The 22,501-nt window shown below is 70.7% G+C and carries 22 protein-coding genes; 16 read left to right on the top strand and 6 right to left on the bottom strand.

Going from position 1 to position 22,501, the window contains the following annotated elements; genetic code table 11:
- Positions 1 to 33: 33 nt before the first annotated feature.
- The 3 genes from MILUP08_RS05235 (at position 34) to MILUP08_RS05245 (ending at position 1,862) form a co-directional block, all read left to right on the top strand.
- Positions 34 to 957, top strand: a complete 924-nt coding sequence (locus tag MILUP08_RS05235) for a YhjD/YihY/BrkB family envelope integrity protein (protein ID WP_007455413.1) — start codon at positions 34 to 36, stop codon at positions 955 to 957.
- 17 nt (positions 958 to 974) lie between these two features.
- Positions 975 to 1,343, top strand: coding sequence for a GntR family transcriptional regulator (locus MILUP08_RS05240; RefSeq protein WP_039907330.1), 369 nt, complete (start codon positions 975 to 977; stop codon positions 1,341 to 1,343).
- Positions 1,344 to 1,424: 81 nt separating this feature from the next.
- Positions 1,425 to 1,862, top strand: a complete 438-nt coding sequence (locus MILUP08_RS05245) for a hypothetical protein (RefSeq protein WP_039907332.1) — start codon at positions 1,425 to 1,427, stop codon at positions 1,860 to 1,862.
- A gap of 61 nt (positions 1,863 to 1,923) precedes the next feature.
- Here MILUP08_RS05245 and MILUP08_RS05250 read toward each other — a convergent pair whose 3' ends face one another.
- The 3 genes from MILUP08_RS05250 to MILUP08_RS05260 form a co-directional block, all read right to left on the bottom strand.
- On the bottom strand, positions 1,924 to 2,295 hold the full coding sequence (locus tag MILUP08_RS05250; protein ID WP_007455419.1) for a VOC family protein: 372 nt from the start codon (positions 2,293 to 2,295) through the stop codon (positions 1,924 to 1,926).
- A 207-nt stretch (positions 2,296 to 2,502) separates the two neighbouring features.
- Positions 2,503 to 4,137 carry a glycoside hydrolase family 13 protein gene (locus MILUP08_RS05255; RefSeq protein ID WP_007455420.1) on the bottom strand — a complete coding sequence of 545 codons (1,635 nt, stop codon included), beginning with the start codon at positions 4,135 to 4,137 and terminating at the stop codon, positions 2,503 to 2,505.
- 73 nt (positions 4,138 to 4,210) lie between these two features.
- Positions 4,211 to 5,257, bottom strand: coding sequence for a LacI family DNA-binding transcriptional regulator (locus tag MILUP08_RS05260; RefSeq protein WP_007455421.1), 1,047 nt, complete (start codon positions 5,255 to 5,257; stop codon positions 4,211 to 4,213).
- Positions 5,258 to 5,455: 198 nt separating this feature from the next.
- Here MILUP08_RS05260 and MILUP08_RS05265 point away from each other — a divergent pair, with 198 nt between their 5' ends.
- The 11 genes from MILUP08_RS05265 (at position 5,456) to MILUP08_RS05315 (ending at position 18,703) form a co-directional block, all read left to right on the top strand.
- The gene (locus MILUP08_RS05265) at positions 5,456 to 6,706 is read left to right on the top strand and encodes a sugar ABC transporter substrate-binding protein (RefSeq protein WP_007455422.1); all 1,251 of its coding nucleotides are present in this window, start codon (positions 5,456 to 5,458) and stop codon (positions 6,704 to 6,706) included.
- Positions 6,706 to 8,346: an ABC transporter permease subunit gene (locus MILUP08_RS05270; protein ID WP_007455423.1), complete on the top strand. Its 1,641-nt coding sequence runs from the start codon at positions 6,706 to 6,708 to the stop codon at positions 8,344 to 8,346. Before MILUP08_RS05265 ends, MILUP08_RS05270 begins: the two co-directional genes overlap by 1 nt.
- A complete protein-coding gene (locus tag MILUP08_RS05275; RefSeq protein ID WP_007455424.1) occupies positions 8,343 to 9,272 on the top strand; it encodes a sugar ABC transporter permease in 930 nt (309 codons plus the stop codon). Before MILUP08_RS05270 ends, MILUP08_RS05275 begins: the two co-directional genes overlap by 4 nt.
- Before the next feature lie 66 nt (positions 9,273 to 9,338).
- The gene (locus MILUP08_RS05280) at positions 9,339 to 9,686 is read left to right on the top strand and encodes a hypothetical protein (protein ID WP_007455425.1); all 348 of its coding nucleotides are present in this window, start codon (positions 9,339 to 9,341) and stop codon (positions 9,684 to 9,686) included.
- A gap of 278 nt (positions 9,687 to 9,964) precedes the next feature.
- Positions 9,965 to 11,035, top strand: a complete 1,071-nt coding sequence (locus tag MILUP08_RS05285) for a BMP family lipoprotein (protein ID WP_039905413.1) — start codon at positions 9,965 to 9,967, stop codon at positions 11,033 to 11,035.
- Positions 11,036 to 11,289: 254 nt separating this feature from the next.
- Positions 11,290 to 12,909 (top strand): ABC transporter ATP-binding protein, encoded by a 1,620-nt coding sequence (locus MILUP08_RS05290; RefSeq protein WP_337588139.1) that lies wholly within the window; start codon positions 11,290 to 11,292, stop codon positions 12,907 to 12,909.
- Complete coding sequence (locus MILUP08_RS05295) at positions 12,906 to 14,261, top strand: ABC transporter permease (RefSeq protein WP_007455429.1); 1,356 nt, start codon at positions 12,906 to 12,908, stop codon at positions 14,259 to 14,261. The genes MILUP08_RS05290 and MILUP08_RS05295 overlap by 4 nt, the downstream gene beginning before the upstream one ends.
- Positions 14,262 to 14,264: 3 nt before the next feature.
- Entirely contained in the window at positions 14,265 to 15,545 is a 1,281-nt protein-coding gene (locus tag MILUP08_RS05300; RefSeq protein WP_007455431.1) for an ABC transporter permease, read from the top strand.
- A 255-nt stretch (positions 15,546 to 15,800) separates the two neighbouring features.
- On the top strand, positions 15,801 to 16,505 hold the full coding sequence (locus MILUP08_RS05305) for a cytidine deaminase (RefSeq protein WP_007455435.1): 705 nt from the start codon (positions 15,801 to 15,803) through the stop codon (positions 16,503 to 16,505).
- A 134-nt stretch (positions 16,506 to 16,639) separates the two neighbouring features.
- A complete protein-coding gene (locus tag MILUP08_RS05310; protein ID WP_007455438.1) occupies positions 16,640 to 17,923 on the top strand; it encodes a thymidine phosphorylase in 1,284 nt (427 codons plus the stop codon).
- Between the two features lie 99 nt (positions 17,924 to 18,022).
- On the top strand, positions 18,023 to 18,703 hold the full coding sequence (locus MILUP08_RS05315; protein WP_007455441.1) for a DUF4272 domain-containing protein: 681 nt from the start codon (positions 18,023 to 18,025) through the stop codon (positions 18,701 to 18,703).
- 3 nt (positions 18,704 to 18,706) lie between these two features.
- Here MILUP08_RS05315 and MILUP08_RS05320 read toward each other — a convergent pair whose 3' ends face one another.
- Both MILUP08_RS05320 and MILUP08_RS05325 read right to left on the bottom strand, forming a co-directional pair.
- The gene (locus tag MILUP08_RS05320) at positions 18,707 to 19,729 is read right to left on the bottom strand and encodes a putative RNA methyltransferase (protein WP_007455443.1); all 1,023 of its coding nucleotides are present in this window, start codon (positions 19,727 to 19,729) and stop codon (positions 18,707 to 18,709) included.
- A 1-nt stretch (position 19,730) separates the two neighbouring features.
- Positions 19,731 to 20,222 (bottom strand): MarR family winged helix-turn-helix transcriptional regulator, encoded by a 492-nt coding sequence (locus tag MILUP08_RS05325; protein ID WP_007455448.1) that lies wholly within the window; start codon positions 20,220 to 20,222, stop codon positions 19,731 to 19,733.
- 59 nt (positions 20,223 to 20,281) lie between these two features.
- Here MILUP08_RS05325 and MILUP08_RS05330 point away from each other — a divergent pair, with 59 nt between their 5' ends.
- Both MILUP08_RS05330 and MILUP08_RS05335 read left to right on the top strand, forming a co-directional pair.
- A complete protein-coding gene (locus MILUP08_RS05330) occupies positions 20,282 to 20,698 on the top strand; it encodes a PPOX class F420-dependent oxidoreductase (protein ID WP_007455454.1) in 417 nt (138 codons plus the stop codon).
- 45 nt (positions 20,699 to 20,743) lie between these two features.
- Positions 20,744 to 21,817 (top strand): adenosine deaminase, encoded by a 1,074-nt coding sequence (locus tag MILUP08_RS05335; protein WP_007455456.1) that lies wholly within the window; start codon positions 20,744 to 20,746, stop codon positions 21,815 to 21,817.
- A 5-nt stretch (positions 21,818 to 21,822) separates the two neighbouring features.
- Here MILUP08_RS05335 and MILUP08_RS05340 read toward each other — a convergent pair whose 3' ends face one another.
- The gene (locus tag MILUP08_RS05340) at positions 21,823 to 22,341 is read right to left on the bottom strand and encodes an ATP-binding protein (protein WP_237747235.1); all 519 of its coding nucleotides are present in this window, start codon (positions 22,339 to 22,341) and stop codon (positions 21,823 to 21,825) included.
- Positions 22,342 to 22,501: the final 160 nt, after the last annotated feature.

The following is a 22,501-nucleotide window of genomic DNA, read 5'->3' on the forward strand; positions in this document are numbered from 1 at the left end:
CGGCGGCGGTGGGAGATCGGCGAGGATGATCGCGTGAACGTGATCGGCCGTATCGAGGCGGGCATCGACCGCTGGGTGGGTGCCGCGCGCGGCCGGTCGCACCTGTTCGACCACGTGTGGCGTGCCGGGGCGCTCTACGCCGAGGTGTTGGCCGGTCGGCTCGCCGCGGCGATCGCCTACTACGGCTTCTTCGCCGTCTTCGCGCTGGCTCTTGTCGCGTACTCCATCTTCGGCGCGATCCTGGAAGACAACGACGAGGTCTCCGCGGCGGCGGCCGGGTTTCTGAAGGAGAACCTGCCGTTCCTGGACGCGCAGCAGATCGCCAACTCAAGCGGCACCGTCGGCGTGGTCGGCCTGGTCATCCTGGTCTTCACCGGGATCGGCTGGGTGGAGGCGATCCGCTCCTCCCAGCGCCTCATGTACGCGCTCAACCAGCAGCCCGGCAACCTCGTCGTCCGGCGGCTGGTCGACCTGGGTGTGATGATCGGCGTCTTCGTGCTGCTCGGCCTGTCGGTGGCGGCGGTGGACGCGTTGGAGTCGCTGCTGCGCTTCCTGCTGCGCAGCACCGGGTCGGTCGGGCTGACCACTGTCAGCGCGGTGCTCAGCGTCCTGGTCAACGCGGTGCTCGCCACCGCGCTGCTGCTCGCGGTGCCCCGGCTGCGGATGAGCCGGTCCCGGCTGCGCCCGGTGGTGCTGCTGGTGGCGGTCGGCATCACGCTGCTCAACACCGTCGGGCGGTACTACGTGGTGCGTACCGAGCGCAATCCGGCGTACACGGTGGTGGCCGGCGCGGTAGGTCTGCTGCTCTACCTCTACCTGCTCAACCAACTGGTGCTGTTCGGGGCGGCGCTGCTCGCGACAAGTACGAGCGGGCGGGTGGTGGATCTGGCGGAGGGCGCCCCCCAGGTGGATATCGACGAGGACACCGATCCCGGCGCACCGGGCGGTGCGGGCTGATGGCGGAGGTGCCGGACATGCTGATCACGGTCGATCCGGGCTCGTCGGTGCCCCCGTACGAGCAGGTGCGGGTGCAGCTCGCCGAGCTGATCGGCGACGGCCGGCTGCCGGTGGGCAGCCGCCTGCCCACCGTGCGGCAGCTCGCCGCCGACCTGCGGCTGGCCGCGAACACTGTGGCGCGGGCGTACCGGGAACTGGAGGTGGCGGGGCTGCTGGAGACCCGGGGGCGCAACGGCACCTTCGTCGCGCCCGGCCGCGACGACGCCGTCGACCGGCTGCAACGGGCGGCGGCGGGCTACGCGGCCGAGGCGGCTCGGCTCGGCGTGCCGCCCGCCACCGCGCTCGCCCTGGTCCGGGCCGCGCTGGACGCCGTACGGCCCGGCTGACCGGTCCCTGATCGACCGCCGGACGGGCGGTAACTGAACAGAACGGCACCGATGCTCGCGTTCGCGGACCATGATGAGCGCGTGGGCGCACTCATGACACTGGACCTGCCGGCCGACTCGCCGATGCTCGGCCTGCCGTGGATCATCACCTTCGGGCCGCTCGGCGACCTCGACGAGTGGGAGCCGGTGGTCTGCGGGCCGTACGAGCGACCGCACGCGTTGGCGTTGGCCGAGGCGGTGGTGGCTGAGGAGCAGTTGATGGCAGTGGTCGAGCCGCTGCTGCCGGCGCTGTCGGCGGACGAGATCCGCAGCGAGATCGCCGCCGCCCAGGTGGCCGCCGAGGACGAGGCCCGTCAGGTCGAGGGCGCCGACCTGTACGGCGACTTCGAGGACGTGATCGACGAGGAGTTGGACGCCGCGGCGGACGAGGCGGGCCACGGCGAACCCGTCGAGCCGCCGAACGAGGCCGAGGTCCGCGCCGGCTTCACCCGGATCGCGGCGCTGCTGACCGCGAAGTGACGCGGTGGATCAGCGCGGCGAGGTGACGCGGCGGGTCAGCGCGGCGAGGTGACGCGGCGGGTCAGCGCGTCGGCGCGCGGTCCAGCACGCAGAACTCGTTGCCCTCGGGATCGGCGAGCACCGTGAACCCCTCGTTCCCGGTCTGGCCGACGTCGACGTGTCGCGCGCCGAGGCCCACCAGCCGACGTACCTCGGCCTGCGGGTCGGTGTCCGCGACCAGGTCGAGGTGGACGCGGTTCTTGCCCAGCTTGGCGGTGCCGGAGCCCTGCAACCAGACGGTGGGAGCGGCGGCGGACGGCTGCCCCGGGGGCAGGAGCTTGGCGCTGCCGTCGTCGCCCTGCCGCACCTCGTAGCCGAGTGCCGCCGACCAGAACGCGACCATCACGTCCAGATCCTCGACATCGATCGTGTACTGCGCCATCCGTACCACCATGGGGGTCACCTCCGTCGCGACGGTGTCCCTGGCGGTACCCACGGGGGCGACGAGGCACACCACCTGTCGCACACGGACACCGGCGCCGCGCGGAGCGGACTCCGCGTGACGCCGGTGCACCTCACCCCCCACCACAAGGGGCCGGTAGCCCAGTCGCCCGCTGGCGCGTGGCACGGCGGACGACCAGGTCGAGAACGGCTTACCCGCTCAGCGCCGTTCCAACCAGGCGGCCGCGTCGACGGGCAGCAGATGACCGGCGCCCTGTCCGGTGAGCGGCGCGCTGGCGACGATCGGCTCGCCGTACCCGTCGATCAGCACCGGCGCTCCGCTGAGGTTGACCACGCAGGTCAGCACGTTGTCGCCGGCGGTGCGGGAGAAGGCCAGCACGCCCGGTCCACTCTCCAGCCAGGTGACCGGGCCGGCGCCGAGGGCCAGCGCCGGGTGGTCGTGTCGGATGCGCAGGGCGGCCCGGTACAGCTCCAGCGTCGAACCGGGCTGACCTGCCTGCGCGGCGACCGACAGGGCACGCCAGGTCGCCGGGGCGGGCAGCCAGCTCAGCTCGCTGCCGGCCGGCCCGAAGCCGTACGGCGCCAGCTCGCCGCCCCACGGAATGGGCACCCGGCAGCCGTCGCGGCTCTCGCCGGTCCGCAGGAACGCCGGGTCCTGGCGCAGCTCGTCGGGGAGGTCGAGAACCTCGGGCAGCCCCAACTCCTCGCCCTGGTAGAGGTAGGCGCAGCCGGGGAGGGCGAGCATCAGCAGGCTGGCGGCCCGGGCGCGGCGCAGCCCTTCGACGCCGTCGCCGTACCGGGTGACGTGCCGCTGCTTGTCGTGGTTGGACAGCACCCAGGTGGTGGGCGCGCCGACAACTGTCGCCTCGGACAGCGCGGTGTCGATCACCTTGCGGAACGAGTCGGCCGACCAGGTGGCGTCGAGGAAGTCGAAGCTGAACGCCTGGTGCAGCTCGTCCGGGCCGATGTAGCGGGCCAGCCGCTGCGGGGTCTCGGCCCACGCCTCGGCGACCGCCATCCGAGCACCGGGGTAGCTGTCCAGGATGGGCCGCCACGCGCGGTAGATCTCGTGCACCTCGTCCTGGTCGAAGTAGGGCAGGCGGGCCTTGCCGAGCAGGTCGACCTGGCGCTGCCCGGTCGTCATCGTGCTGAAGCCGACGTCCGGCAGCCCCTCGGCCTTGATCATGCCGTGGGCCACGTCGACGCGGAAGCCGTCCACGCCCCGGTCCAGCCAGAACCGCAGGACGTCCTCGAACTCGGCGCGGACCTGCGGGTGCCGCCAGTTCAGATCCGGCTGGGCGGGGTCGAACAGGTGCAGGTACCACTGACCGTCGTCGATCCGGGTCCAGGCCGGGCCGCCGAAGATGCTCTCCCAGTCGTTGGGGGGCAGCTCGCCGTGCGCGCCCCGGCCCTCGGCGAAGAGGTAGCGGGAGCGTTCGGGCGAGCCGGGACCGGCGGCGAGGGCGTCGGTGAACCAGCGGTGCGCGCTCGAGGTGTGGTTGGGCACCAGGTCGACGATGATCCGCAGGCCGAGGGCGTGCGCGTCGCTGATCATCGTGTCGAAGTCGGTGAGGGTGCCGAAGAGGGGGTCGACGTCGCGGTAGTCGGCGACGTCGTACCCGCCGTCGACCATCGGGGAGGTGTAGAAGGGAGTCAGCCAGAGCGCGTCCACGCCGAGGTCCCGCAGGTACGGCAGCCGCTCCCGGATGCCCGCGAGGTCGCCGACGCCGTCACCGTCGCTGTCGGCGAAGCTGCGCACGTAGACCTGGTAGACGACCGCGGAGCGCCACCAGTCGTCGTCGGTGCGGGGCGGGGTGGTGGCGCTGACGGTCATTGGTGATGTTTCCCCGTCTGTCTCGGGCTCGGGCGCGGCTGCCTGAGCAATATGCCGCCCGCCTCTGCAAGAGTCAAGCAGATCTTGCGTAAGGAAACCGCACGGCGGCCGGTGCGACAGCGGTCGAGCCCCGCGCGACCAGTTCGGGGCGGAACAGGTACTCCGAGTGCGGGGCGCCGTGCCCGTTGATCTCGTCCACCAGGGCGCGGACCGCCGCCACCGCCATGGCGGTGACCGGCTGTCGCACGGTGGTCAGCGGCGGGTCGGTGAAGGCCATCAACGGTGAGTCGTCGTAGCCGACCACGGACAGGTCGCCCGGAACGCTCAGACCGCGGTGCCGGGCGGCCCGCACCGCGCCGAGCGCCATCAGGTCGGAGCCGCAGACCAGGCCGGTGACGCCCCGGTCGAGCAGTCGGCCGGCCGCCGCCTCGCCACCCTCCACACCGAACAGCGTCAACTCGGCCAGCGGGCCGAGGTCGGCCTCGGCGACGCCGGCCAGCCGGGTCATCGCCGCCCGCCAGCCGGCCACCCTGCGCTGCACCGGCACGAACCGGTCCGGGCCGGTGATCAGGCCGATCCGGCGGTGCCCGAGCGCCACGAGGTGGGCCACTGCCAGGTCGGCGGCCTCCCGGTCGTCGCAGGAGACGAAGGGGGCGCCGATGCCGGGGACGTACCCGTTGATCATTACGACCGGCAGCGGCCGGGCGATGAGCGCCCGGTAGCGGTCGTGGTTGGCGGCGGTGTCGGCGTGCAGGCCGGAGACGAAGACGATCCCGGAGACCTGCCGGTCCAGCAGCATCTCCACGTATTCGTCCTCGGTCACGCCGCCGGCGGTCTGGGTGCAGAGCACCGGAGTGAACCCGCTCTGCGCCAGCGTCGACTCGATGACCTGCGCGAACGCGGGGAAGATCGGGTTGTCCAGCTCGGGCACCACCAGGCCGACCAGGCCGGCGCTGCGCTTGCGCAGCCGGGCCGGTCGCTCGTAGCCGAGGACGTCGAGGGCGGTGAGGACGGCCTGTCGGGTCTCCGGGGCCACGCCGGGGCGGTCGTTGAGCACCCGCGACACCGTGGCCTCGCTGACTTCGGCCTGCTGGGCGATGTCGGACAGTCGAGCGCGCATGGCGGCACTTTAGCCCACCGGCAAGTTCTTGCGGGGTGCTCTGCAAGCCCTTCCATTATCTGCAACGTCTTGCTAACGTCCCCGCAACATAGGCGAGCAGCGGCGCAGTATCGCTGCGCCGATTGGCAAAAACTTTCAGCTTTCCCACTGGCGGACCGTCCTTCCCCCGGCGGATCCGCCATGACGACAGGAGTACCGATGCGCATCCGTACCGCGGGTGTGGTCGCCCTCTTCGCCCTGGCGCTCGCCGCCTCCGGCTGTGGTGGCGACAGCGACGAGCCGGCCGCGAAGGAATCCCCCAAGGCCGCCGGCGGCAAGCTGGTGATCTGGGCGGACGACAAGCGCACGGCAGCCCTCAAGCCGTTCGCCGAGAAGTTCGGCCAGGAGAACGGCGTCACCGTCGAGGTCCAGGCCGTCCCGAACGAGGACCTCCAGAACAACTTCGTGACCGTGTCGAGCCAGGGCGGCGGCCCGGATGCGGTGATCGGGGCCCACGACTGGATTGGCAACCTGGTCCAGAACGGCGCCATCGACCCGGTGCAGCTGCCCGACGAGCAGAAGGCCGCGTTCAACGAGACCGCTGTCAAGGCCGTCACGTTCAACGGCCAGCTCTACGGCGTTCCCTACGCCCAGGAGAACCTGGCGCTGATTCGCAACACCGACCTGGCCCCCGAGGCGCCGAAGACGATCGAGGACCTGGTCGCCACCGGCAAGCAGCTCAAGGCGCAGAAGAAGGTCACCGAGACGCTCTGCCTGCAGGTCGGCCAGAAGGGCGACGCGTACCATATTTACCCGCTGTACGCCTCGGCCGGCGGTTATCTCTTCGGAACCACCGCGAACGGCGACTACGATCCGAAGGACCTGGGCGTGGGCAAGCCGGAGTCGATCGCCGCGTTCAAGAAGATCGCCGCGCTCGGCGAGAAGGGCGAGGGCGTGCTGAAGCGCTCGATCGCCGACACCAACTCGACCGCAACCTTCACCGGCAAGAAGTGCGCCTTCCTGGTCTCCGGGCCGTGGGCCATCGCCGACGTGAAGAAGGCCGGCATCACGTACGACGTCTCCGCCGTTCCCGGCTTCGCCGGCGGCAAGGCCGCTGCGCCGTTCGTGGGCGTCCAGTCCTTCTACGTGGCCGCCAAGGGCAAGAACAAGGCTCTCGCTCAGGAGTTCGTCGCCAACTACGTCACCAGGCCGGAGCTGGCCGTGGCGCTCTACCAGGCCGACCCGCGCCCGCCGGCGCTGACCGCGGCGCTGGACCAGGTCAAGGGCAGCGACCCGGACCTGGCCAAGTTCGTCGAGGCCGGCAAGAACGGTCAGGTGCTCCCGGCAATCCCGGCCATGGCCGCGATCTGGGACCCGTTCGGCAAGGCAGAGGCAGCCGTCATCGGCGGCGCCGACCCGACCAGCACGGTCACCGCGGCCGGCAAGACGATCGCCGGTTCGATCAAGTAATGAGCGCACCGCTGTCCGGCCCGGGGCCTGCCCAGCAGGTCCCGGGCCGGGGGCCCGTCCGCACCGGGTCCCCACGCACGTCCCGTACCGCGCGGAACCACGCGCCGATCACCGCGGCCGGCCTCGCCGCGAAGGTGATCCTGCTCGGCCTGGTTGCCGGGATCGCGATCTGGGCGGCGTTCCCGCTCGTGGAGGCCGAGAAATGGGTCGGGCTGGTGGTGCTGGCACTGACCACCGCCGCACTGTTCTATCTGTACCTGGGCCGCCGGCACGTGCCGGCGAAGTACCTCGTCCCGGGCACGCTCTTCCTGATCGCCTTCCAGATCGTGCCCGTGCTCTACACCGCGAGCACGGCCTTCACCAACTTCGGCGACGGCCACCGCGGCAGCAAGGACGACGCGATCGTCGCGATCCAGAGTTCCTCGGTCAAACAGGTCCCGGGCTCCGCCCAGTACCCGTTGTCGGTCGCCACCAAGGGCGACCCGGCCACCGGCGCCCTGGTCTTCCTGATCACCGACCCGGAGACCGGCGCGGTCTCGGTCGGCGACAGCGAGGGACTGCGCCCGCTCGACCCCGGCGCGGCCACCATCGCCCCCGGTGGGAAGGTCACCGCGGCTGACGGCTACACCGTGCTGAACTTCGGTCAGGCCAGCGCTCGCAGCAAGGACATCACCGACCTGGTGGTGCCGACCGCTGGCGGCGCGCTGCGCTCGTCCGGCCTGTCCCGGGCGTACGAGGGCAAGGCCGTCCGGGCGTACGACCGGGGCTGCGACTGCGTCAAGGACAGCGACAGTGGCAAGACCTGGACGGCGGACAGTGCGCTCGGCGCGTTCGTCTCCGCCGACGGGGAGCGGTTGGCCCAGGGTTGGAAGGTGAACGTCGGGCTGTCCAACTTCACCCGGGTGCTCACCGACGAGCGGATCTCCGGGCCGTTCCTCGGCACGCTGATCTGGAACTTCGCCTTTGCGATCGGCTCCACCGGCGGCACGTTCATCCTCGGCATGCTGATCGCGCTCGCGCTGCACTCGCCCCGGATGCGGGGCACCAACCTCTACCGGATGTTGCTGATCCTGCCGTACGCCATGCCGTCCTTCGCGATGCTGCTGGTCTGGCGAGACATGTTCAACACCGACTTCGGGCTGATCAACAACCTGTTCGGGCTCAGCGTCGACTGGTTCGGGCAGGACTGGTCGGCCCGCGCCGCGGTGATCCTGGTGCAGCTCTGGCTCGGCTACCCGTACATGTTCCTGGTGGCCACCGGCGCGCTGCAGGCCATCCCGCGGGAGTTGACCGAGGCCAGCTCGGTCGACGGGGCGTCCCCCTGGCAGTCGTTCAAGGCGGTCACCCTGCCACTGCTCCTGGTCGCGCTCTCGCCGCTGTTGATCTCGTCGTTCGCGTTCAACTTCAACAACTTCAACGCGATCTACCTGACCACCGAGGGCGCGCCGTTCCCGGCGGACAACTCCAGCAACGGAGCCACCGACCTGCTGATCACCTACACGTACCGGCTGGCGTTCGGTGGACAGGCCGCACAGTTCGGCTTCGCCGCGGCGATCTCGCTGTTCATCTTCGCCATCGTCGCGGTGGTGTCGGCGATCAGCTTCCGGCGGACCCGCCAACAGGAGGAGGTGTACGCATGACCACGCTCACCGGCGCCACCGTCACGGGTGGCGCGAACGGCCCGGCGGCGGTCGGCCACAACGCGGGGAGGCGGAGGAACCGCTGGTTCGCCCAGGTCGGCTGGCGGCATCTGGTCGGCGTGCTCGGCGTGCTGTTCAGTCTCTTTCCGCTGGTGTTCGTCGTGTCGGCGGCGCTCAATCCGCTCGGCACCCTGTCCTCCACCGAGTTGGTGCCGACCGGCGGGGTGTCGTTGGAGAACTTCGGGGATCTGTTCGCGCGCACCGAGTTCGCCAACTGGTTCCTGAACTCGCTGCTCATCGCCGGTGGTGCCTCGTTCGCCTCAGTCTTTCTCTCCGCGCTCGCGGCGTACGCCTTCTCCCGGATGCGTTTCCAGGGACGACGGGTGGGGTTGCTGTCGTTGCTGTTGATCCAGATGTTTCCGCAGTTCCTGGCGATCGTGGCGATCTTCCTGATCTTCGGCACGATCACGGACCTGTGGCCGGCGATCGGCTTCAACACCCCGTGGGGCCTGCTGCTGCTCTACATGGGTGGCGCGCTGGGCGTGAACACCTGGCTGATGAAGGGCTTCTTCGACACGCTGCCCCGGGAGTTGGACGAGTCGGCCACCGTGGACGGCGCGTCGCACGCGCAGGTCTTCTTCCGGATCCTGCTGCCGTTGGTGGCGCCGATCCTCGCGGTGACCGGGCTGCTCGCCTTCATCAACACCATCAACGAGTTCCTGATGGCGAGCGTCTTCCTCACCGACACGGACGCCAAGACCCTCGCGGTCGGCATGCGAGGCATGTTGCAGGGCGGCGAGCGGAACACCAACTTCGGGATCTTCGCCGCCGGCACCCTGCTCACCGCGATCCCCACCGTGCTGGTGTTCCAGTTCCTCCAACGCTTCATCGTCTCCGGCCTCACCAGCGGCGCCGTCAAGGGCTGAGCCTTCGACGCGCCGACCGGTCGACCCCCTACTACGAACTGTCGTTGATGGGGGAGGATGGGCGGCGTGGAAGCACTGCGACTCATCCTCCTCTATGTCCATCTGATCGGCTTCGCCCTGCTGCTCGGCGGCTCGATCGCCCAGTACGCGAGCGGCAAACTGCGGATCAACGCCGCCATGCTCTGGGGCGCCGTGATCCAGCTGCTCACCGGGCTCGGTCTCTCCGCCCCGCTGCGCGGCGGTGGTGACGACGAGCCGGCGCCCGCCAAACTTGTGACGAAGTTGGTGATCGCGCTGCTGATCTTCGTCATGGTCTTCTTCTCCCGGAAGCGGGACGTGGTCAACCGCGGCCACTTCCTCGCAATCGTCGGCCTGACCCTGGTCAACGCGGCGGTGGCGGTCTTTTGGCGGTAGCGTCCGAGGAGGGGGTCGACCCCCGGAAACCGGACGTTAGCGACGCCTGGGCGCTCGGTTAGCAGCACAAAGAGTGATGTGCCCCACGCAAGGGTTACACCCGGGTAACAGGCGCTCAACAGTCGTGCACGATTGTCGGCCGGTGGGTGGGCGCGGGCGTACGCTCCCGTCCGTAACGTGGGACAGCCGGCGGCACACCCGCAGGTCGGCTGATGGGCTGCCACCGCACTAGGCGCGGTGTGCAATGGGAAGGAGACGTCTTGCGCTCGGTGCGTGGGATGCGGATCGCCTCGATCTTCGCGGTGGGTGGGCTCGTGCTGAGCGCCGCCTCCGCTTGTGGCGAGGCCCCCGATGATGACAAGAACGCCGGCAGCGGTGCCAAGAAGTACAGCGCCTGCATGGTGACCGACGTTGGCGGCATCGACGACAAGTCGTTCAACACCTCCGCCTGGAAGGGCCTGCAGGAGGCCAAGGCCGCCAACGACAACATCGACATCAAGTTCGTCGCGTCGAAGGCCGAGGCCGACTACGAGCCGAACCTGACGCAGTTCGTCAACCAGAAGTGCGACTTCATCCTGGCCGTCGGCGGCCTGATGGCGAACGCGACCTCGAAGATCGCCAAGGCGAACCCGAACCAGCAGTTCGGCATCGTCGACGCCAACCCGGGTGACGCCAACGTCTACCCGATGCAGTTCGACACCGCCCAGGCCGCGTTCCAGGCCGGCTACCTGGCCGCCGGGATGAGCAAGAGCGGCAAGGTGGGCACCTACGGTGGTCTGCCGATCCCGCCGGTGACGATCTTCATGGACGGCTTCGTCGACGGCGTGGCGTACTACAACACCACCAAGAAGAAGAACGTCCAGGCGCTCGGCTGGAACAAGGAGACCCAGAAGGGCTCCTTCACCAACGACTTCGCCAAGCAGGACGAGGGCAAGAAGGTCTCCGACGCGCTGGTCGCCCAGGGCGCGGACATCATCATGCCGGTCGCCGGCGGCTCCGGCCTCGGCACCACCTCCGCGGCCAAGGCGTCGGGTGGCAAGTACAACACCATCTGGGTGGACGTCGACGGCTGCGAGAGCACCCCGGACTGCGCCGCGATCATCACCACCGTGGTCAAGAACATCCCGGAGGCCGTCAAGGAGGCCGTGCTCAAGGCCGCCGGTGGCGAGAAGCTGCAGGCCAAGCCGGGCTTCGTCGGCACCCTTGCCAACACCGGTGTCTCGATCGCCCCGTTCCACGACTTCGAGAGCAAGGTTCCGGCCGAGCTGAAGACCGAGGTCGACAAGATCAAGGCGGACATCGCCGCCGGCACCATCACCGTCACCTCGAAGGCCCAGCCGACCAAGTGACACCCGGCCGGCTCCTCCGGTGAGATCATCGCAGGGGCGGCGGGGGACAGGTACGACCGATCCGGCCGCTCCGGTGCCACGGGTGACCACCCGTGGGGCCGGAGCGGCCGATCGCGCGCCACGGTGACCGGCCTGGTCCGGCCCGGTCGACCGGCAGCTACGCTGCACCATCGCTCGCACTCCAGGAGGTTGCGCTGAGACTCGAACTGCGCGGCATCACCAAGCGGTTCGGTGATCTGGTCGCCAACGACCACATCGATCTGACGGTGGAGCCTGGAGAGATTCACGCCCTGCTCGGCGAGAACGGCGCGGGCAAGTCGACCCTGATGAACGTGCTCTACGGGCTCTACCAGCCCGACGAGGGCGAGATCCTGGTCGACGGCGCGCCGCTGAAGCTGAAGGGCCCGTCCGATGCCATCGGGGCCGGGATCGGCATGGTGCACCAGCACTTCATGCTGGTGCCGGTCTTCACCGTGGCCGAGAACATCATGCTCGGCGCCGAGCAGGTCCGGGGCGGCATCGCCGGTTTCCTGGACCGGCGGCGCGCCCGGCGCGAGGTCACCGAGGTGTCCGAGCGCTACAACCTGCGGGTCGACCCGGACGCGGTGATCGAGGACCTGCCGGTCGGCATCCAGCAGCGCGTCGAGATCGTCAAGGCGCTCACCCGCGACGTCGACCTGCTCATCCTGGACGAGCCGACCGCGGTGCTCACCCCGCAGGAGACCGAGGAGCTGTTGACGGTCATGCGGTCGCTGAAGGCGGCCGGCAAGTCGATCGTCTTCATCACCCACAAGCTTGGCGAGGTCAAGGCGATCGCCGACCGGATCACGGTGATCAGGCGCGGCAGGACCGTCGGCACGGCCTCGCCGGACACCAGCCGGGACGAGCTGGCCGCGCTGATGGTCGGCCGCAGCGTGCGGCTCACCGTCGACAAGGAGCAGGCCACGCCGGGTGAGCCGGTGCTGGAGGTGGCCGGGCTGGTCGTCGACGACGACAGGCAGATCCGGGCGGTCGACGGCGTGGACCTCACGGTGCGCGCGGGCGAGGTGCTCGGTGTGGCCGGTGTGCAGGGCAACGGCCAGACGGAGCTGATCGAGGCGATCATGGGCCTGCGCCCGGTGCTCGCCGGCACGGTCAGCCTGGGCGGCGACCGGATCGACGGCTGGACGACCAAGAAGGTGCTCCGCGCCGGCGTCGGGTACGTCCCCGAGGACCGCAGCGTGGACGGCCTGGTCAAGGAGTTCAGCGTCGCCGAGAACCTCGTGCTGGACATCTACGACCGGCCGCCGTTCGGCGCCGGGCTCGCCCTCAAGCCGGACGCGATCGCCTCTTCGGCGAAGGAGCGGATCGAGCAGTTCGACGTCCGCACCTCATCGGCGGACGCGGCGGTGGGCACGCTCTCCGGCGGCAACCAGCAGAAGGTGATCGTGGCCCGGGAGCTGTCCCGGCCGCTGAAGCTCTTCATCGCCGCCCAACCGACCCGCGGCGTGGACGTCGGGTCGATCGAGTTCATCCACAGCCAGATCATTCACGAGCGGGACATCGGCACTGCCGTCATGGTGGTCTCCAGCGAACTCGACGAGGTGGTCGGGCTGGCCGACCGGATCGCGGTGATGTACCGCGGACGGATCATCGGCATCGTCGGCCCGGACACCCCGCGTGAGGAGATCGGCCTGCTGATGGCCGGCATCCACCCGGACGCGGCCGCCGCGGCCGGCGCGACCCCCGCCGCCGATGAACCCGGCACGGAGGCCGCGGCCGGTGCGCCCGGCGTGGAGGCCGGAGCCGGGGCGACCCCCGCTGCCGGTGCGCCAGGCGTGGACGACGGGAGCCGGGCGAGCGACGCAGGCTCCGCGAGCGAGGACGAGGCATGAGCGACAGCAATCCGCAGTCGGGTTCCCCGGACAAGGAGCCGGCGAGCGAGGCGCAGGCGGCGCAGAACGCGCTCGGCAACACCGAGCGGGCCGGCACCACCACCGTGCCGAAGGCCCCCGAGCCGCAGCCGAAGCCGTCCCTGGGCCGGCTCTTCCTGGACAACCTCTGGGCGGCCAACACCTTCACGGTGACCCTGCTGTCACTGGTGCTTGCGGTCGTCGTCGGCGCGGTGCTGATGATCATTTCTGATCCGGACGTGCTGCACACCTACTCCTACATCACCGCCCGTCCGTCGGACGCGTTCAGCGCGAGCTGGACCCTTGTGAGCGAGGCGTACGCCAACCTGTTCAAGGGCTCGATCTTCGACCCCGAGGCGTTCTCCGGCTGGGTGAACGGCAGCAACGGCTGGCAGGCGGTGCTCGCGCCGATCTCCGAGACGCTGACGTACGCCGCGCCGCTGGTCTTCACCGGCCTGGCGGTGGCGCTGGCCTTCCGCGGCGGCCTGTTCAACATCGGCGCGCAGGGTCAGGCCACCATCGGCGTGATCCTGGCCGCGCTGGCCGGCTTCCTGCTGCCGCTGCCGCCCGGCCTGCACCTGCTGGTCGCGGTGCTTGCCGGCGCGCTGGGCGGGGCGCTCTGGGGCTTCATCCCGGGCATCCTCAAGGCCCGCGCCGGCGCGCACGAGGTGATCAACACGATCATGCTCAACTACGTAGCCACGTACTTCCTCACCTGGCTCATCGTGCAGAACGGCGTGCAGGACCCGAAGCGGACCGACGCGATCAGCAAGGCGGTGGACACCTCCGCGCAGTTGCCCCGCCTGCTCGGCGACAACCTGCGGGTGCACGCCGGCATCCTGCTCGCCGTGCTGGCCACCTGGGCGGTCGCCTGGCTGCTCAACCGGTCCACGCTCGGCTTCGAGCTGCGGGCGGTCGGCGCCAACCCGGACGCCGCGCGGACCGCGGGCATCAGCGTCACCAGGACGTACATCCTGATCATGGTCTTCTCCGGGATCCTGGCCGGTCTGGGCGGCTCGAACATGGTGCTCGGCTCGACCGCCAGCGCGTTGACCCCGCTGGTGGTCGCGCAGATCGGCTTCGACGGCATCCTGGTGGCGCTGCTCGGCCGGGTGAAGCCGTGGGGGGTGCTGCTGGCCGCGCTGCTGTTCGGTGCGCTGCAGGCCGGAGGCAACCGGATGCAGTCGTACTCCGGCATCTCGCTGGAGCTGGTGACAGTGCTCCAGGCGCTGATCGTCATCTTCATCGCCGCACCCGCCCTGGTGAAGGCGATCTTCCAGCTCCGGGCCGCACGGGCCGCCCGGTTGCAGACGAGCCTGGCGAAGGGCTGGTAACGCATGTCCACCATGGCTGTCCCCGACGTCGCCGTCGCCCAGGTCGACGCCGGCTTCTGGACCCGAACCCGCAAGGTCGGTCTCACGCTGCTGGCCCTCGGCCTGCTCTCGGCGGTGCTCTTCGGCGCCCTCGCCACCGACCAGCAGGCCCGTTTCACGCTCAGCGACGACGCGGCCGGCGCGGCGCTGGAGATCAACGGCACGATCGGCGCGATCCTGTTCGGGATCATCGCGATCGCCGCGGGCGCGGCGCTGCTCGCCGGGGTGCCGAAGCGCTGGTTCCTTCCCGTGCTCGGCGTCGGGCTGGTCGGCTTCGTGCTCTCCTTCCTCTGCTGGCAGGTCTCCGCCGCGCCGACCGGGCAGAACTTCATGCCGCTGGTCAACATCATCCGGGGCACGTTCATCCTGGCCCTGCCGCTGATCTTCGGCGCGCTCGCCGGGGTGCTCTGCGAGCGGTCCGGCGTGGTCAACGTGGCCATCGAGGGGCAGTTGCTGATGGGCGCGTTCAGCGGCGCCCTGTTCGGCAGCATCTCCGGCAACGTCTGGGTGGGTCTGGTGGCCGCCGCCATCGGTGGCGCGTTCATCTCGCTGCTGCTGGCCGTCTTCGCCATCCGCTACCTGGTCGACCAGGTCGTCATGGGCATCGTGCTGAACCTGCTCGCGGTAGGCGTCACCGGCTTCCTCTACGAGCGGCTGATGCAGACCGACGCGGAGAAGTACAACAGTGCGCCGCGCTTCAGCAACTGGGAGATCCCGCTGCTCAAGGACATCCCGGTGCTCGGGCCGGCGCTGTTCCGCGGCAACATCTTCCTCTACGTCGGCCTGCTCCTGGTGCTGGTGATCCACATCGGGCTGTTCCGCACCCGCTGGGGGCTGCGTACCCGGTCGGTAGGCGAACACCCGATCGCCGCCGACACCCTCGGCGTCAAGGTGCTGCGGGTGCGCTACCGCAACGTCCTGCTGGCCGGCGTGGTCGCGGGCATCGGCGGCGCGTCCTACACGCTGGCGCTCTACTCGTTCACCAAGAACATGATCGGCGGCAAGGGCTTCATCGCGCTTGCCGCGCTGATCTTCGGCCGGTGGAACCCCACCGGAGCGCTGCTCGCCGCGCTCTTCTTCGGCTTCGCCGACCAGCTCGCCACCTACCTGAGCGCGATCAACAGTTCGATCCCCAGCCAGTTCCTGGCCATGCTGCCCTACCTGGCGACGATCCTCGCGGTCGCCGGCCTGGTCGGCCGGGTCCGCGCACCGGCCGCCGACGGCAAGCCGTACATCAAGGGCTGACCCCGCCGCCGTGCCCGGCGGACTCACCGCCGGGCATGGCGCGGCCGGTCGCCGTCCGCGCCCGACCAGGACCCTCGCCGGGGTACGGCTGAAGGCGTCCAAGCTTGATCAGGTGATGAAGAACAGGTTCCCGGGGCTGTCCCTGACCTACTTTTCATCACGTGATCACCGTGCACCCTCCGGACCGTGGGCAGCCGCGGGCGGGGAGACGGCCCTGCTCGCTTCTGACCTGGGCTGCTTCGGCAGAATGATGGGATGACCGACATTGACTGGGCGCGGCTGCGCGCCGCCGCCACCGAGGCGATGCGGAACGCGTACGCGCCGTACTCGACGTTCCCGGTCGGCGCGGCCGCGCTTGTCGACGACGGGCGCGTGGTGGTCGGCTGCAACGTGGAGAACGCCGCCTACGGGGTGACCCTGTGCGCGGAGTGCGGAGTGGTCTCCTCGCTGCACGCCACCGGCGGCGGTCGCCTCGTCGCGCTCTCCTGCGTCGACGCCACAGGTGAGCCGCTGATGCCGTGCGGTCGATGCCGACAGTTGCTGTGGGAGCACGGTGGCCCGGACTGCCTCATCGAGTCGAAGACCCGCCCGCTGACGATGGCGGAGCTGCTGCCGCACGCGTTCGGCGTGGAGGACCTGGAGGCGGTGACCGGCGAGACGCCGTTGCCGGTGGTCCCGGAGCGGCTGGCCGCCTGGCGCGGCCGCGGCACCGTCTTCGTGCATCCGGACATGTCGGCGGGGCAGCAGGTCTGGACGGCGTACTGGGAGCGGTCGGCCGGGGACGACGCGGGCGCCGAGACCGGCGTGCTGGAGGAGGCCCCGAGCTGGAACGACCCGGCCGAGGCGATCACCTGGGGGATGGCTCGCACACCCCGCGTGGTGGTGGTCGACGCGACCGGCACCATCTTCTGGGCCGGCGAGGGTGAGCCGCCGCTGGAGATCCCTGTTCGCTGGGGTTGAGCTGGCGGGATGGGGCCGACCGTGCCCGGCTCCGGGCGGTCAGGCTTGATCCCTCCGCCGGGCACGGTCGGCCCCATCCCGCGGTGCTCGCTGTCCGTGGGTCGGGATCTGCAATCGACTAGGAAGATCTTCTGATGAGTAGTGGTTTTGCTGCTGTTGACGTTATTCGGGTGAAGCGGGACGGGGGTGTGCTGTCGGACGCGCAGATCGACTGGGTGATGGACGCGTACACCCGGGGGGTTGTCGCCGACGAGCAGATGTCGGCGCTGGCCATGGCGATCCTGCTCAACGGCATGACCGGGCCGGAGATCGCCCGGTGGACCGCCGCGATGATCGCCAGCGGTGAGCGGCTGGACCTCTCGGCGGTACGCCGCCCGACCGTCGACAAGCACTCCACCGGCGGCGTGGGTGACAAGATCACCCTGCCGCTCACCCCGTTGGTGGCCGCGTGTGGCGCCGCCGTTCCGCAGCTCAGCGGGCGCGGCCTCGGGCACACGGGCGGCACGCTGGACAAGCTGGAGTCCATTCCGGGCTGGCGGGCCGCGCTGCGCAACGACGAGTTCATCGCCCAGCTCGGTGACGTCGGCGCGGTGATCTGCGCGGCCGGCGCCGGGCTCGCCCCCGCCGACCGCAAGCTGTACGCGTTGCGCGACGTGACAGGCACCGTGGAGGCGATCCCCCTGATCGCCAGCTCGATCATGAGCAAGAAGATCGCCGAGGGCACCGGCGCGCTGGTCCTCGACGTCAAGGTCGGCTCCGGCGCGTTCATGAAGTCGGTCGACCAGGCCCGCGAGCTGGCCCGCACGATGGTCGAGTTGGGCGGTGCGCACGGTGTACGGACGGTCGCCCTGCTCACCGACATGTCCACCCCGCTCGGCCTGGCGATCGGCAACGCGGTGGAGGTGACCGAGTCGGTCGAGGTGCTGGCCGGGGGCGGGCCGGCCGACGTGGTGGAGCTGACGCTCGCCCTGGCCCGGGAGATGCTCGACGCCGCCGGCCTGCCGGACGCCGATCCCGAGGCGGCGCTGCGCGACGGGCGGGCCATGGACTCCTGGCGGGCGATGATCCGCGCGCAGGGCGGCGACCCGGATGCGCCCATGCCCACCGCGCCGGAGGTCGAGGTGGTCCGCGCCGAGCGGGACGGGCACGTCGCGGCCGTCGACGCGTACGCCATGGGGGTTGCGGCCTGGCGGCTCGGCGCGGGCCGGGCCCGCAAGGAGGACCCGGTGAGCGTGCCGGCCGGGGTGGTCTTGCACAAGCGGCCGGGCGACCCGGTGCGGGCCGGGGACGCCCTCTACGAGCTGCGCGCCGAGGACCCGTCGCGGATTCCGGCGGCCCTGGCGGAGGCAAGTCGCGCGGTGCACATTGCACCGACCGCGCCGGCCGCGACGCCGCTGGTCATCGAGCGGATCGGTTGACCGGGGCGGCGTGGTGCTCGTCACCTGGGAGCGCTATTCTCGCAGGCCAAGGGGGGACAGCCGGCCTTGAGCCGTCGCGAGCAGACAGGAAGTTGCCCCGTGACCGTACCTGCCCCCGACCCGCGCGAGGTGCGCGAGGCGAGCCTGGACGAGCTGTCCCGGCTCGGGCTGCCGCTGCCGCCGGCCCAGTTCCCGCTCGTGTGGGAGCCGGGTGACCAGATCGAGCTGCGTCCCCGGCCGGAGATCGAGGCGCGGATCGCCGTGCTGCACCTCATCCTGGCCCGTTGCTTCGGGATGCCTCCGCAGGCGGCGATGAGCTGGCTGCTCGGCTCGCACCTGGTCGAGATGGTCACCCCGCCGGAGTGGCAGTTCGTGATGGGCGGCAAGGGCGACCACCGGTCGTTCGTGCTGCACCACGACGCGCTCTTCGCGCTGGCCTGGGTGCTGGGGCTGAGCAAGCAGCTCGATCCCACCCTGGCGGTGGACGAGCGGCTGGTCGAGCGGCTGCCGCACATCGCCGAGGGGGAGACCTTCTCGCGCTGGCAGTCGCGGATCCTCGCCGCGCCGCAGCACCCGGCCGACGCGGCGGCCCTGCTCGATCTGCACTACTGCCTGGACTGGGCCTACCTGGAGACCGAGCGCGGCGGCCTGCGGGCGCCGGGGCTGGTCGACGCCAACGCGATCGGGCAGCGACGCTGGGCGCTGGAGTGGGCGGTGATCCTGCGCGGGCCGTACCACGACGAGCCGCCGGGCTGGGAAGAGGTCGACCTCTCCACCTGAGCCTCAGTGGGGTCGGTAGGCGTCCAGCCGGACCGCCACGCGCACCCGTACCGGCTCGGGCAGCGCGGCCAACCGTCCGGCGAGAGCGGTCGGGTCGGTGTGCCAGGCGCTCGGGCCCATCCCGACCAGCGTGGCGACCTCCGGCCGGGTCAGGGCCAGCTCCGCGCGGTGCACGGTCGAGCTGACCGGGGTGAAGCGCCCGTCCAGGCTGGCGGCCACCCGGTCGGCCTTGTCCGGGTCCACCCGCAGCAGGTCGAGGGCGTCCACCAGTTCGGTGAGATGGTCTTCGACCGGCGTCACCACGAGCAGCGTGCCGGCCGGGTCGAGCACCCGGTGGAACTCCGCGCCGTTGCGCGGGGCGAACACGTTCAGCAGCACTGCCGTCGAGCCGTCCGCGAGGGGGAGTCGCTGCCAGGTGTCGGCGAGCGCCGCGGCCGCCCGGGGGTGCGCCCGGGCCGCGCGGCGCAGCGCCGGCTTGGAGACGTCCAGGGCCAGACCCACGGCGTCCGGCAGCGCCGCCAGCACCGCGCCGAGGTAGCGGCCCGTGCCCGCGCCGGCATCCACCACGAGGGGGTACGCCCCGACGTCGGCACCCGCCGGTTCGGCCCGTACCCCTGCGGTTGTGTCCTTTGCTCTGCTTACCTCCACGCGATGGTTCGGTCCGGAAACCGGTGCGTCGGTTGAAGCAGAGCAAAGGGTGGACGGGGCAGGTGCCGTGGACGTCGCAGGTGTCGTGGACGTCGCGGCCGACGGGCGGAGCCGGGTGACGGCCTCCGTCGCGGCGGCGGCGAGGGCGGCCGAGATGACGTCGTAGTGGCCGGCGGCCTGGAAATCCGCACGGGCCGCGACCATCTCGGCGGTGTCACCGACGTGCGGGGCCCGACCGGTGAGCAGGTTGACGTAGCCCTGGCGGGCGATGTCGAAGCTGTGCCGGCGCGGGCAGCGAAGCGCCCTCGTTTCGGTGGTCTGCCCCAGCGGATCGCTGCAGACCGGGCAGCGCAACCGGTCGAGGATGTGTGGGTCCACGTCAGCCCTCCCGGCCGCGGCGGGGGCGGGGCGCGCGGTTCTGCGCGAGGTGGTCGACGACCCGGTGGGTGAACGCGCCGAGCGCCTCGACCTCGGCCGGGGTGAGCAGGTCGAGGAAGTGCTGACGGACGGCGGTCACGTGGCCGGGGGCGGCGGCCTCGATGGCGTCCCGGCCGGCCGGGGTCAGCACGACCATCGCGCCGCGGGCGTCGTCCGGGCACTCCTCCCGGGTCACCAGGCCGCGCTGCTGCATCCGGGTCAGGTGGTGGGAGAGCCGACTGCGGGACCAGAGCATCCGGTCCGCCAGTTCGCTGAGGCGCAGCCGGCCCTGCGGCGTCTCGGACAGGTCGGAGAGCACGTCGTAGTCCGGCTCGGACAGGCTGGCGTCCTGGGTCAGCTCCCGGGCCAGTTCCAGGTCGAGCAGGCGACGCATCCGGCGGTAGCCACGCCAGGCGCGGTCCTGGTGTTCGTCCAGCCACCGGGTCGCTTCCATGCCGTGCAGCCTAGCGTCTTGGTTGACATGTCATCGAATCGCCTCCTACGGTCGATGACATGTCAACGAATCCGCTGTGGGACCTGTTCGGCACCCGCGGACGCGGGGTGCTCGTCACCCTGCGCCGCGACGGCCGACCCCAACTGTCCAACCTCGACTACCTGGCCGAACCCGGGCTGATCCGCTGCTCCACCACAGGCGACCGGGCGAAGGTGCGCAACCTGCGCCGTGACCCCCGGGCCAGCTTCCACGTGACCACGCCGGACGGCGGCGCGTACGCGGTCGCCGAGGGGACCGTGACGTTCGCCGGGCCGGCAGCGGCAACCGGCGACGCGGCGGTCGACGAACTGGTCGAGGTCTACCGGGGGATCCGCGGCGAACACCCGGACTGGGCGGACTACCGCGCCGCAATGGTCGCCGACGGGCGGGTGGTCCTGCGGCTCGCCGTCGACCGCGTCTACGGCTGGCCCGGATGAGCGGGCTGACGTGGCCGGCCCCAGCAGGCTGACTAGGGTCTGAGCATGGTCGCAACTATCCGGTACGAGGACATCGTCAAGGTCCCGAAGGCGCTGCTGCACGACCACCTCGACGGCGGGCTGCGGCCGGCGACGATCGTCGAGTTGGCCGCGGAGGTGGGACACGAACTGCCCACCACCGACCCGGAGGCGCTCGGGCGCTGGTTCGTCGAGGCTGCCGACTCCGGGTCGCTGGAGCGGTACCTGGAGACGTTCGCGCACACCGTGGCGGTCATGCAGACCGGGCCGTCGCTGCGTCGGGTGGCGCGGGAGTGCGCGCTGGACCTGGCCGCCGACGGGGTCGTCTACGCCGAGGTGCGCTTCGCTCCCGAGCAGCACCTGGAACGGGACCTGAGCCTGGACGAGGTGGTCGAGGCCGTGCTGGCCGGGTTCGCCGAGGGCACCGCCCAGGCCGCCGAGGCCGGCCTGACCATCCGGGTGGGCACCCTGCTCACCGCCATGCGGCACGCAGCGCGCTCGCAGGAGATCGCCGAGTTGGCCGTGCGGCACCGCGACGCCGGGGTGGTCGGCTTCGACATCGCCGGCGCCGAGGCGGGCTTCCCGCCCACCCGGCACCTGGACGCCTTCGAATACCTCCAGCGGGAGAACTTCCACTTCACCATCCACGCCGGTGAGGCGTTCGGGCTGCCGTCCATCTGGCAGGCGATCCAGTGGTGCGGCGCGGACCGGCTCGGCCACGGCGTACGGATCGTGGACGACATCGCCCCCGACGGCTCGCTCGGCCGGCTGGCCGCGTACGTGCGGGACAAGCGGATCCCGCTGGAGCTGTGCCCCTCGTCGAACGTGCAGACCGGCGCGGTGGCCTCGATCGCCGACCACCCGATCGGGCTCCTGCGGGACCTGCGGTTCCGGGCCACCGTCAACACCGACAACCGGCTGATGAGCGGCACCTCCATGTCGCGGGAGATGTCGCTGCTGGTGGAGACGTTCGGCTACGGCTGGCGCGAGTTGCAGTGGTTCACCATCAACGCGATGAAGAGCGCCTTCATCCCGTTCGACGAGCGACTGCGGATCATCGACGAGGTGATCAAGCCGGCGTACGCCAAGCTGCTGCCCTGACCGCCTCAGCCGTGCGGGTGGCCGGCGAGCAGGCCGGCCACCCGGCGCAGCACCTCGCGGGCGCGGGCCGCCTCGGCGCCCAGCCCCATCTGCCGGCGCAGCACCGCGGGCTCCGCCCGCAGCAGGGCCACGCCACGCCGGACCAGCACCCGGGGGGCCTTGCGCTGCTCGGCAAGGTCGCGGGCCAGCCGGCGCAGGAAGGTCGCCCCGCGCGGGCGGCGCAGCGCGTATGCCCCGGCGAGCAGCCCGCGGCGGCGGCACTCCTCGACGATCTCGGCGGCGAAAATCCCTTCGGCTACGAAAAGTGGCGATCCGTCGACATCAAATGGCCGGGTGGCCACCCGTCGATCCGCGCCGATCGCATAAACCGGCACATCGGCACGACCGTCGCGGGCAAGTCGGGCAATCGTTTCGACGGCGGTCAAGGCGTCCCAGGACTGCGGTGATTCCCAATCGACCTGGCCGTTTCGTTGCGGCAACGTAGGGTCATCGCCGTCCTTGTAGAAGTCGTCCAAACACAGCACCGGCAACCCGGTTTGCTGCGCTATGTACGACTTTCCGGAGCCTGAGGGGCCGGCGAGCAGGACAACGCGGTGGGGATGTTCCATTACCTTCAGTTACTCCGGCCAGACGGACTGCTATCAAATCGCATCAACATCTCATCACACCTTGAGCCGGTGACAA

Source organism: Micromonospora lupini str. Lupac 08 (assembly GCF_000297395.2).
Classification (GTDB): Bacteria; Actinomycetota; Actinomycetes; order Mycobacteriales; family Micromonosporaceae; genus Micromonospora; species Micromonospora lupini.

Excerpts from the sequence above, each read along its gene's own strand:
- MILUP08_RS05240 (WP_039907330.1), top strand. The coding sequence starts at position 975 with ATGCTGATCACGGTCGATCCGGGCTCGTCGGTGCCCCCGTACGAGCAG.
- MILUP08_RS05250 (WP_007455419.1), bottom strand. The coding sequence starts at position 2,295 with ATGGTGGTACGGATGGCGCAGTACACGATCGATGTCGAGGATCTGGAC.
- MILUP08_RS05255 (WP_007455420.1), bottom strand. The coding sequence starts at position 4,137 with ATGACCGTCAGCGCCACCACCCCGCCCCGCACCGACGACGACTGGTGG.
- MILUP08_RS05260 (WP_007455421.1), bottom strand. The coding sequence starts at position 5,257 with ATGCGCGCTCGACTGTCCGACATCGCCCAGCAGGCCGAAGTCAGCGAG.
- MILUP08_RS05265 (WP_007455422.1), top strand. The coding sequence starts at position 5,456 with ATGCGCATCCGTACCGCGGGTGTGGTCGCCCTCTTCGCCCTGGCGCTC.
- MILUP08_RS05270 (WP_007455423.1), top strand. The coding sequence starts at position 6,706 with ATGAGCGCACCGCTGTCCGGCCCGGGGCCTGCCCAGCAGGTCCCGGGC.
- MILUP08_RS05275 (WP_007455424.1), top strand. The coding sequence starts at position 8,343 with ATGACCACGCTCACCGGCGCCACCGTCACGGGTGGCGCGAACGGCCCG.
- MILUP08_RS05285 (WP_039905413.1), top strand. The coding sequence starts at position 9,965 with ATGCGGATCGCCTCGATCTTCGCGGTGGGTGGGCTCGTGCTGAGCGCC.
- MILUP08_RS05295 (WP_007455429.1), top strand. The coding sequence starts at position 12,906 with ATGAGCGACAGCAATCCGCAGTCGGGTTCCCCGGACAAGGAGCCGGCG.
- MILUP08_RS05300 (WP_007455431.1), top strand. The coding sequence starts at position 14,265 with ATGTCCACCATGGCTGTCCCCGACGTCGCCGTCGCCCAGGTCGACGCC.
- MILUP08_RS05305 (WP_007455435.1), top strand. The coding sequence starts at position 15,801 with ATGACCGACATTGACTGGGCGCGGCTGCGCGCCGCCGCCACCGAGGCG.
- MILUP08_RS05310 (WP_007455438.1), top strand. The coding sequence starts at position 16,640 with ATGAGTAGTGGTTTTGCTGCTGTTGACGTTATTCGGGTGAAGCGGGAC.
- MILUP08_RS05325 (WP_007455448.1), bottom strand. The coding sequence starts at position 20,222 with ATGGAAGCGACCCGGTGGCTGGACGAACACCAGGACCGCGCCTGGCGT.
- MILUP08_RS05330 (WP_007455454.1), top strand. The coding sequence starts at position 20,282 with ATGTCAACGAATCCGCTGTGGGACCTGTTCGGCACCCGCGGACGCGGG.
- MILUP08_RS05335 (WP_007455456.1), top strand. The coding sequence starts at position 20,744 with ATGGTCGCAACTATCCGGTACGAGGACATCGTCAAGGTCCCGAAGGCG.